At 68.1% G+C, this 9,329-nt stretch carries 7 protein-coding genes; 2 read left to right on the top strand and 5 right to left on the bottom strand.

The genetic code is table 11. The annotated features are described in order from the left end of the window. Nucleotides 1–646: 646 nt before the first annotated feature. Together VF542_RS20155 and VF542_RS20160 are read left to right on the top strand one after the other, a co-directional pair. On the top strand, nt 647–1,981 hold the full coding sequence (locus tag VF542_RS20155; RefSeq protein ID WP_408653487.1) for an MFS transporter: 1,335 nt from the start codon (nt 647–649) through the stop codon (nt 1,979–1,981). Between the two features lie 65 nt (nt 1,982–2,046). Next, a complete protein-coding gene (locus tag VF542_RS20160) occupies nt 2,047–3,468 on the top strand; it encodes a S53 family peptidase (RefSeq protein WP_408653488.1) in 1,422 nt (473 codons plus the stop codon). 121 nt (nt 3,469–3,589) lie between these two features. On the opposite strand, the gene VF542_RS20165 is transcribed toward VF542_RS20160, so the two are convergent. From VF542_RS20165 to VF542_RS20185, 5 genes are all read right to left on the bottom strand, one after another. Then, nucleotides 3,590–3,958 carry a hypothetical protein gene (locus VF542_RS20165; protein ID WP_408653489.1) on the bottom strand — a complete coding sequence of 123 codons (369 nt, stop codon included), beginning with the start codon at nt 3,956–3,958 and terminating at the stop codon, nt 3,590–3,592. A 17-nt stretch (nt 3,959–3,975) separates the two neighbouring features. Continuing rightward, nucleotides 3,976–5,283, bottom strand: a complete 1,308-nt coding sequence (locus VF542_RS20170) for a SidA/IucD/PvdA family monooxygenase (RefSeq protein ID WP_408653490.1) — start codon at nt 5,281–5,283, stop codon at nt 3,976–3,978. Between the two features lie 96 nt (nt 5,284–5,379). Continuing rightward, complete coding sequence (locus VF542_RS20175) at nt 5,380–6,663, bottom strand: ATP-grasp domain-containing protein (protein ID WP_408653491.1); 1,284 nt, start codon at nt 6,661–6,663, stop codon at nt 5,380–5,382. Nucleotides 6,664–6,758: 95 nt separating this feature from the next. Then, on the bottom strand, nt 6,759–8,066 hold the full coding sequence (locus VF542_RS20180) for a glutamate synthase-related protein (RefSeq protein ID WP_408653492.1): 1,308 nt from the start codon (nt 8,064–8,066) through the stop codon (nt 6,759–6,761). Continuing rightward, the coding region (locus VF542_RS20185) for an asparagine synthetase A (RefSeq protein ID WP_408653493.1) at nt 8,063–9,329 on the bottom strand (1,267 nt) is incomplete at its 5' end. The genes VF542_RS20180 and VF542_RS20185, both read right to left, overlap by 4 nt.

The following is a 9,329-nucleotide window of genomic DNA, read 5'->3' on the forward strand; positions in this document are numbered from 1 at the left end:
CGCGGACCTCGTCATAGCCGGTCACCAGCCAGACCTTGGCACCATGTGCCCAGACCACCTCGTGCACCGGTCCCTTTTCCCGGTATTCCTTCAGCAGGTCATAGGGGTTCTGCATGAAGTCGGCAGGAACCCGCTCGACTACATCCAAAGATTCGGATTCCACGGTTTTTCCAGACTCCTCGCCGCAGCTGGCAGCCATCTCGTTTCGGATTGCTGCAATTACAAGAGCCGCGCTGCGGCGCCGATTGATACACCCTCGAGAGGCAAATTTTCAGCGGCGAAAGGTGCTGTGCATGGCCCCGGCTTAGGGGTAGCGTGCCCCTGTCGCTGCGCTTCATGCTGGCGCACGGCTAGTGGCTCGGCGACTCGCATCTGAGGAAGCGGCTGCAAGAATGGTTCGATATCACGTGAGGTTCGCGCCCAGAACACGTAGCATTACGGGGCCGACGCGGGTAATGGTTCGCTGTTTCGGACATCACCTGTCGCTCGGTCGCGGCACAAAGGGCGTGCGATGCCCGTCCATGATCCGACCCGGAACGAGTCGGCCTGATCGACGTCTACGCAACTGTGTCTACACCAACCACGGATGGCGTGGCGGCCACCCGGCAGCATCCATCGATCCCGAGAACAGATTGGCAAGCGACCGATGACTGAGGAACTCCTTGATGAGAGCGCGCCTGCTGGTGCCGGCGGGCATGTCGGGGTACTGACCACCTGGCGCGAGACGTCCAACCAGGCGAAGGCGCTGCTGGCCGGCGTATTCGTCAGCAAGCTGGCTGGATTCATTCAGATCTTCCTGGTGCTATTCCTCACCGCGCGAGGGTTCTCCTCCGGCCAGGCCGGGCTCGCCCTCGGGCTCTACGGAGCCGGCGCGGTGGTGGGCACCTTCATCGGAGGCTCGCTGAGCGACCGGTTGAGTGCCCGCACGGCGACGATCATCAGCATGCTGGGATCGGCAGTGCTGATCGTGTCGATCATCTATGTGGAGCAGTACTACCTGCTGCTGCTCGCCGTGCTGCTGGTGAGCGCGATCGGCCAGCTGTACCGTCCGGCCGCACAGTCGCTGATCACCGAACTCACCCCGGCCAACCGGTTGGTGATGGTCACCGCGATGTACCGGTTGTGCTTGAACCTGGGCACCACGGTCGCGCCGCTGATCGGCGTGGCACTGGTGTCGGTGTCCTACGACCTGCTCTTCTGGGGCGAGGCACTGGCCGCACTGGTCTACTGCGTGATCGCCCTGCGCTTCCTGCCACGCGGCGGCGTCCCGGCCGAACCGGCCGCATCAGCCGTCGCCGATGCCGCCGAGCCCGATGAGATCGGTGATCTCGCAGGTGCGAGCAAGTCACGCTCGGGCTACCTGGCGTTGCTGCAGGACTGGCGGTACATGACTTTCCTGGCCGCCTTCCTGATGCTGTGCACGGTCTACGTCCAGTACACCGCGGTGCTGCCACTGGCAATCATCGATGCCGGATTGAGCACCTGGTGGTACGGCGCTGTCATCACGATCAACGGAGCCATCGTCGTCGGCTTCGAAGTGCTCGCAACCAGGTTCGTGCAGACCTGGCCACTCCGGCTGACCCAGATGAGCGGTTACGCGCTGCTGGCTTGCGGTTACGGCATCTACGCGATCAAGCTGGTCCCGGTGCTGCTGATCATCGGCACGCTGGTGTGGACGCTGTCGGAGATCGTCGGCGCGCCGACCATCTGGGCCTATCCGGGCATGGTCGCTCCCGCGCACCTGCGGGGCCGCTACTTCGGTTCCATGCAGAGCATGTACGGGCTCGGTTCCACCGTGGGGCCGATTGCCGGAATCCTGCTCTACGAGCACGTCGGCCAGAAGTTCTTCCTGTGGGCGGCCGCGGTGATGGTCGTGGCCACCGCCATCGGCCGGATCGGCATGCTGGATTCTGCCGCCGAGCACGAGCCGGAGCCCGCCGTGCCGGTCGGTGGACCGATCACCGTCGACCCCGCGAGCTGACCGTTCCCCCATCCCCCGGCAGGCACCGCACCAGATCGCACCAACCACACCGTCTTGGAGGAACCATGAGCGACCTTGTTCCAAAGTCGGTACCGAAGGCCGCCGGCACCCGCAGTTCGGCCCAGCCAGGCCGGCGCAGGGCGGTCTGTCTCGCCGCCGCGCTCGGCCTGGTGGCATCGACGCTGGCCATGCCCGCCGCGCTGGCCGCACCCGGCAAGACCGTAGTGGCAGCAGCCGACCCGGCGGTCACGATCGGATACGGGCCGAACTTCCTTCACCTGCCTGCTCCGCTGTCGACCTCCGGGTGTCTTGCCGAGTACGGCGTCCGGTGCTACACGCCCGCGCAGCAGCACACCGCGTACAACCTCAATCCGCTGTACCAGCGCGGGATCGACGGCCGAGGACGAACAATCGTGGTCGTCGTGCCGTTCGGATCGCCGACCATCAGGCACGACCTCGCGGTCTTCGACAAGCAGTTCAACCTGCCCGATCCAGAGCTGGAGATCATCCGCTTCGGAGACATCCCGCCGTATGACGCCAGCGACTTCACCCGGATCGAGTGGGCCGCCGGAACCTCGCTTGCCGTGCAGAACGCGCACGCCATCGCACCGGGTGCCAAGATCGTCATCGCCGAGACCGCGGTGAGCGAGACCGAGGGCATCACCGGCTTTCCCGAGCTGCTGCACGCCGAGGAAGTGCTGATGAAGGCTGGTGTCGGCGATGTCATCGCCCAGATCGAGGCCACCGGTGAGAGCACCTTCCCGGGCGTCAGCGAGGGCGACTTCGCCAGCTTGTTAGGACTGCGACACACCTATGAGATGGCGGCGGCTCGGCACGTAACGGTGCTCGCCGCGGCAGGCAACCACGGCAAGGCCGCCAATTGGCCCTCCACCGATCCGCTGGTGACCTCGGTCGGCGGCAGCCAGCTGCACCTCGACGATCAGGGCAGGACGCTGCATCCGGTCACGACCTGGAACGACGGCTTGGGCGGCACCGGCGGCGGGGGAGTGTCGAGCGTCTTCGCCAGACCGTCATACCAGTCGGGGGTGGCCGGCGTCGTGGGCTCGCACCGCGGTGCTCCGGACATCACCATGAGCGCGGCCGTCGACGGTGGCGGCTGGATCTACACGTCCTTCGGCGGCACCGGCGGAATCGGATGGAACCTCTTCAACGGCACCGGTCAGGCCATGTCGATGTTTGCCGGCATCGTCGCGCTGGCAGATCAGGTGGCAGGCCGCCGGCTGGGGCTCATCAACCCCGCGCTCTACCGATTGGGCGAGCTGGCTCAGCGCGGCAACCCCCGGACCGGATTGGTCGACATCACCGAGGGGAACACCATCGCTGACGGCAGGCCCGGATTCCAGGCTGCTCCCGGCTATGACCTGGCCACCGGCTGGGGCACGGTGGATGCCGCCAGGTTCGTGCCCGCGCTGGCACACAGCCACCCGCCGGCAGCAGGCGATCGGGTCGGCCGGGGCCGGTCCTAGAGCAGTACCGAATCCGTCGTTCCAGCATCGCGCGCCGCGCCGGAACGACGGATTCGTGCTGCGGTAGCCGCTCCAGAATCGAGATACCGCGAAGCGTCGGCGGCCAAGCGCTGCCCACAGCTCACCCTGCGATGTCGTGCCCGTTGGCACCCGGTGGCAGCTCTTCCAGGGTCGAGATACCGCTGGCAGCGCCGGCGCCGAAGCGCTCCCAGTGCTCGGTCAACCGGATGCGGCCGTCGGCCAGCACTTCCGGGATGCTGCGGCACACACCCGTGATCAACTCACCGCCTGCCAGCACCATGCAGTACGCGAATCGCAGGACGCCGTCCGGGGCGCTGGTCCCGGCGATCGAGCCCCGGCGTACCTCGCCGCCGGCGAACTCGGCCCAGAGCAGGTCCTGCTGCTGGTGATAGTGCGCGATGGTGGCGTGCGCCGATGTCGCCGGGACCGGGCTGAACCGCCGGCCGTCGTAGTCGATCCTCTCCGCCATGCCGCCCGCTCCGGCCATCAGTGGCTGTCGGAGCCCACCGGCTCCTTCACCAGATGCCGGTTGCTCGCCGGATCACGGTCGGCCAGGATGTCGTATACGGTGGCGGCCGTCCGGTCAGCCATCACGCTGAACAGCGAGTCGCCGACGCCATGGGTGTCCTCGTTCATCCCGTGCAGGTAACAGGCGGCCTCGGACGGCTCGTCGAGCAGCAGCCGGTACCGGCGGCTCACGGTCGCTCCGGGAAGCTGCAGCTCGGCGGTGAAGTTCTTGACGACGGTCGGCATCCCGCGGACGAATCCGGTGCCCAGGAAGACCAGATCGCGTTCCAGCCGGGTGACCTCGCCGGTGGTCCGGTCGGCCAGATCCAGCACCACCCCGTCCTCGGACTCGACCGCGCCGACGAGGTCGGCCATCGTGATGATGCTGGTGCGGTCCTGGCCGGTCAGCTGGCCGAGGTAGCGCTCGGAGTAGAGGTTGCGCAGCAACTCCGGCTCCACGCCGGAGTAGTTGGTGCGGTGCATCTCCTTGCGGATCTCCTCCCGGCCCTCCGGGGACGCCCCGTACACGGTATCGACGAAGGAAGGGTAGTACCGCTCGTTGCTGAACGGGCTGGACTGCAGCGCGCTGGGACTGAGCGAGCGCATCACCCAGGCGATCTCGGCCTGTGGCAGCTCCTGCTGCAGGGAGCAGAACATCTCCGCGGCGCTCTGCGCGCCGCCGAGCACCGCGACCCGGAGCGGCAGTTCGCGGTCGACGGTGGCCATCCGATGGGTGTACCGGTTGCTGTGCACCACCCGATCCGGTGACATGCCGGCAAGGGCATGCGGGATCTGTGGATCGCGACCGGTGGCGATCACCAGGTAGCGACTGGAGATCGTCGATCCGTCGGCCAGCTGGCACAGCCAGCCCACCAACGTGCCGTCCTCATCACGACGAGGTTCCAGCCGGACCGACTCGCACCCCAGCCGCACCCGGACCTTGCTGAGCGAGTTGGCCACCCAGGCCAGGTATTCCGAGATCTCGCTGCGGTACGGCCAGACGTTGCCCAGGTTGATGAAGTCGTCCAGCCGGCCGCAGGAGTGCAGGAAGTTGACGAAGGAGAACTCGCTACAGGGATTGCGCAGGGTCACCAGGTCTTTGAGGAAGGAGATCTGGCTGGTCGCCCACGGCAGCAGCAGGCCCTGTTGCCAGACGATCGCCTCGGAGCGCTCGATGAGCAGCGAGTTCTCGGCGAGGTCAGGAGCGAGTTCCTCCAGCGCAACGGCCAGAGCCAGGTTGGAAGGGCCAGCGCCGATGGCAAGCAGTTCGACATCCTGGTGGGTCATGATGATCTCCTCTGGTGGAAAGCCGTGCACATGCGGCGCGAAGCGGGTGGGGCATCGGACGTGGTGGCGTCGGTGGCGGTCATCCGTCGGCTCGGCTCACCACGGCCGGCCCTGGAACGGCTCGTCCTGGTCGAGCGGCTCGTAACGCAATTCGACCAGTGCGGCCGCCTGATCGAGCGCGGCCTCGCATTCGCCGCGACTCGGCGCGACGGCCAGGACGTAGGCATGGCGGCACAGGTGGGTGCTCGGCGGCAGCCGGAGTTCGGTACCGGGCCCCGCCATGGCGTGGGCTTGCACCAGGTTCGGCACGGAGGCCGGATCAGGAACCGACACCTCGAGGACCCTGCAGTCCTGCGGTGGGTAGAGGAATCTGATTCCCGCGCAGCGGCGGCTGGTCGCCTCCAGGCTCGGCGGTGCGCCGGCGGCGATCTGGGCTGCCAGCAGCCCCGGGTCCACACCGGTGGCCAGCTTGCCCAGGTAGGGAATGAGGTCGCCACCCAGCCGGGCGTTCACCTCGATGATCACCGGACCGCGGCTGGTCAGGCGGATCTCGGTGTGCGTGATTCCGTCGTGCACGCCCAGTGTCCGGTGCGCCCGGGCGAGCAGCTCCTGCAGTTCCGGGTCGGCGGCCAGCGGGTCGGCCGCATCGACCAGGTGGCCGACCTCCTCGAAGTACGGTGGGGCGCCGAGGTGCTTGCGCGCCAGGCAGAACGGCCGGTACTCGCCACCGAAGACCGCCCCGTCGATGCTGATCTCGGGTCCGTCGACCATTTCCTCGATCAGCACGCCGTCCTCGTAGACCGGCGGCCCGGCTCGCCGCGCTCGTTCGGCCACCTCGAAGGCAGCCTTGAGACCGGCCGGGTCGTCGGCCCGCGCCACGCCCACGCTGGCGCCCATTCCGCGTGGCTTGCTCACGACCGGATATCCGATGCGGGCACCCGCCTCGAGGGCCGCCTCGAGATCGTGCACGACGGCGTAGCGAGGTTGGGCGATCCCGGCGCGGGACAGTTCGGCCCGGCTGCGAGCCTTGTCCCGGCAGTTCTCCGCGCCGCGGACGGACAATCCTCGTACTCCGAGGCGTTCGGCGACATGTGCGGTGGCCGTCACGAGCAGCTCGTCGTAGGTGAGCACTCCGGCGACCTTGCAGTCCTTGGCCACCTCCAGAGCCGCCTCGATGAGGCCGTTGCGGTCAGCGACCGCCCGCTGCTCGTCGAGCGCGCCGACCACGCTGCTGCCGATGAGATAGCGACGCTGCCAGGTCGGCGGCCGTTCGTCGATCAGCCACAGTGGCAGGTGCTGGGCCAGGCCCTGCAGCAGGTACTCCCGGTAGGGACGCCAGCCGCTGCCGATCAGCAGCACCACGCCATCATCTTTGCTCATCGCTTGCTCCTTCGACTTGCCGCCGGATCGTCGTGGTGGCCGGGCCTCGCGGGATTCACCGCTCATCCAGGTCAGGCCGTCCAGGATCACGTAGTTCACCATGGCTGTCCCGCGCTGTCCGGTGACCAGACGTCTTCCCCGGACAGCGCCGCGACGCCGTACTTGCCGAGCGCGCTGAGCAGCATCCGCAGTTCCAGCGTCAGGCACTCGACCAGATTCACCAGACCGCACACGGGGTCGGTATCGGCCGCGATCAACGCCGCCCGGCCGAGACCGGCGGCGCTGGCACCCAACGCCAGGCTCTTGGCGACCCGGCTGCCTTCCCACATCCGCCCGGAGACCAGCAGGCAGCCTTCGGGCGTGCCGATCCGGCGCAGGCACTCGCCGAGCGGTAGCCCGACATGCTCGAGAAAGGCGGTCGGCGCCCAGCCGGTGCCGCCCTCGGCGCCGTCCACCGTCACCGCGTCCGCGCCGGCCTGCCAGGCCACCACCGCCGCCGCGCGCACGTCGCGGGCAGGTGGCAGCTTCACCCAGACCCGGGCCCTGGGAAAGTTGTTGCGCATCAAGCGGATCTGCTGACGCAGGATCTCTTCGGTGAAGGTGCCCGGGCTGCAGCAGCGCAGCACGGTCCGGTTGTTCTCCGCGACGCCGCCACCGGCAACGCCGTTCTGGGTGCTGGTCGCACCCACGGCGGCACCGACCGGAACCATCGTGAACGAGTCCGCCAGCCGGGCAGCTGACGCCGGGTCCAGCAGCGTCATTCCCCCCAGTCCCGGCTTGGCGCCCTGACCCACCTTCAGCTCGAAGGCCAGCCGGCCCGACTCCAACAACTGATGCGCGCTCGGGTCGCTGTAGACCATGTTCCACACTTCGGCGTCGGCGTCCTCGGTGCTCTGCTGCACCACCACACCGCCGTAGCCGTCCAGCACCACGTCGGCGTAGGCAGAGATGCGGGCCAACATCGACCCCTCGGCATCCTCGTCCTCAACCCGGCCGTACCCGTTGACCCGCAGGACGTTCTCGCCCACCACCATCGGAATGCCCAGCGAGCCGGCCTGCCGGCTGGCGGCCAGTCCCAGGTCGACGCTGGCCACCCGGGTCGAGCCGAACGCGGACAGGTAGAGCGGCAGGGTGGATCGCAGGCCGCCGATCGTGGTGGTCAGGTCCACGTCGCCGAAGGTGGGCTCCCGGCCGAGTTCGATGAGCTTGTCCAGCCGGTGTGGCACGAACACCGGCGGCACCAGCCGCAGGCCCTCCAACCAGTCCGCGTGGCTGCCCGCCGGGCTCGCGCCGAACAGCGCGCGGCCGTACTCGGCAGAATCGGCGAACGCCGCCGCGGCGCCGATCCGCGCACGGGTCCGGACGGCGGCTTCGGGAAAGGTGGTGGCCCGCAGCGGGCTCACGGCGACACCACACCTGGAATCTTGGGATAGGCGCTGGCCTGCCACACCGAGTCCAGTCCGGCGATGTAGCGGGTCAGCCGCTCCACGCCGATGCCGAAACCGGCGCTGCCGGGAATCCCCTCGCGGACCATGTCCAGGTACCAGCTGTACTTCGCCGGGTTCTCTCCGGTCTCGCGCATCCGCGCGATGATCGTGGCGTAGTCGTGCTCGCGCTCACTGCCGCTGGCCAGCTCGCCGTAACCCTCGGCGGCGATCAGGTCGAAGTTGCGCAGGAAGCCCGGCCGCTGAGGGTCCTCGCGGTCGTAGAACCCGCGCGAGCCCTTCGGGTAGTCGGTGATGAAGAACGGCCTGCGCTCCAGCTGCGACAGCATCGCCTCGCCGGCCCAGTCGATCTCGGCATCCGGATTCTGCGGGTGGCCGAGGTCGCGCAGCGTTGCGACCGCGTCGGTGTGGCTTCGCCGGCCGAACGGCCCGGTCGCCAGCTCGGCCAGCGTGTCGACGTCACGGCCGAGCCAGGAGAACTGGGCCGGCAACTGCGACAGCACCTTGCCGACGACATAGCCGAGCAGCTCTTCGGCCAGCCGCATGGCCTGCTCGCGGGACGCCCCCGCCATCTCGACGTCGATCTGGTGGAACTCGGCCAGGTGCCGGCTGGTGACCGTGGTGTCCAGCGGTTCCAGGCGGACGTTGGGCGCGATGCAGTAGATCTTGTCGAACATGGTCAGCGAGGCCTGCTTGTACAGGATCGCGCTGGTCATCAGCTTGTACCGGTGGCCGTAGTAGTCGATGTCGACCTGCTTGGCCCCCCGTGCCCCGGGATCGGTCACCGGTCCCACGATCGGGAGCAGCACCTCGGTGAAGCCCTGCTGGCACAGGAAACTCCGCGTCGCGGCCAGCATCTGGGACTGGATCGTCAGCACCGCCGAGGTCACCGGCGAGGACAGGTGCTCACGGGTGCTGGGCGGCGTTGCGGGAACGGTGGACGGGACGGCGGACAGCTGTGGCATCGGTGTGGTTCTCCAGGATTCGATCGGTTCTTCCAGTGCGTCCGCACGGGCGTCGGGTGCCGCCGCGAGTTCGGCCTGGCCGGCTTCGTCGAACTTGCGTTCGACGAAGGACAGCGCGTCCAGCAACCCGGCGGCGGTTAGTTCGGTGGTGGAGATGGCCCGCAACGTCTCGGCGATAGGCATCGATCCGATCCGGGACCAGTGCAGCCAGCCGGCCCGGTCGAGGTAGCTGCGGGACCGCCCGGCATTGTCGGGG

The organism is Jatrophihabitans sp. (assembly GCF_036389215.1).
Taxonomy (GTDB): Bacteria; Actinomycetota; Actinomycetes; order Mycobacteriales; family Jatrophihabitantaceae; genus Jatrophihabitans_A.

Bases quoted from the DNA above. Each gene is read 5' to 3' on its own strand.
- VF542_RS20155 (WP_408653487.1), top strand. From the start codon at position 647: ATGACTGAGGAACTCCTTGATGAGAGCGCGCCTGCTGGTGCCGGCGGG.
- VF542_RS20160 (WP_408653488.1), top strand. From the start codon at position 2,047: ATGAGCGACCTTGTTCCAAAGTCGGTACCGAAGGCCGCCGGCACCCGC.
- VF542_RS20165 (WP_408653489.1), bottom strand. From the start codon at position 3,958: ATGGCGGAGAGGATCGACTACGACGGCCGGCGGTTCAGCCCGGTCCCG.
- VF542_RS20170 (WP_408653490.1), bottom strand. From the start codon at position 5,283: ATGACCCACCAGGATGTCGAACTGCTTGCCATCGGCGCTGGCCCTTCC.
- VF542_RS20175 (WP_408653491.1), bottom strand. From the start codon at position 6,663: ATGAGCAAAGATGATGGCGTGGTGCTGCTGATCGGCAGCGGCTGGCGT.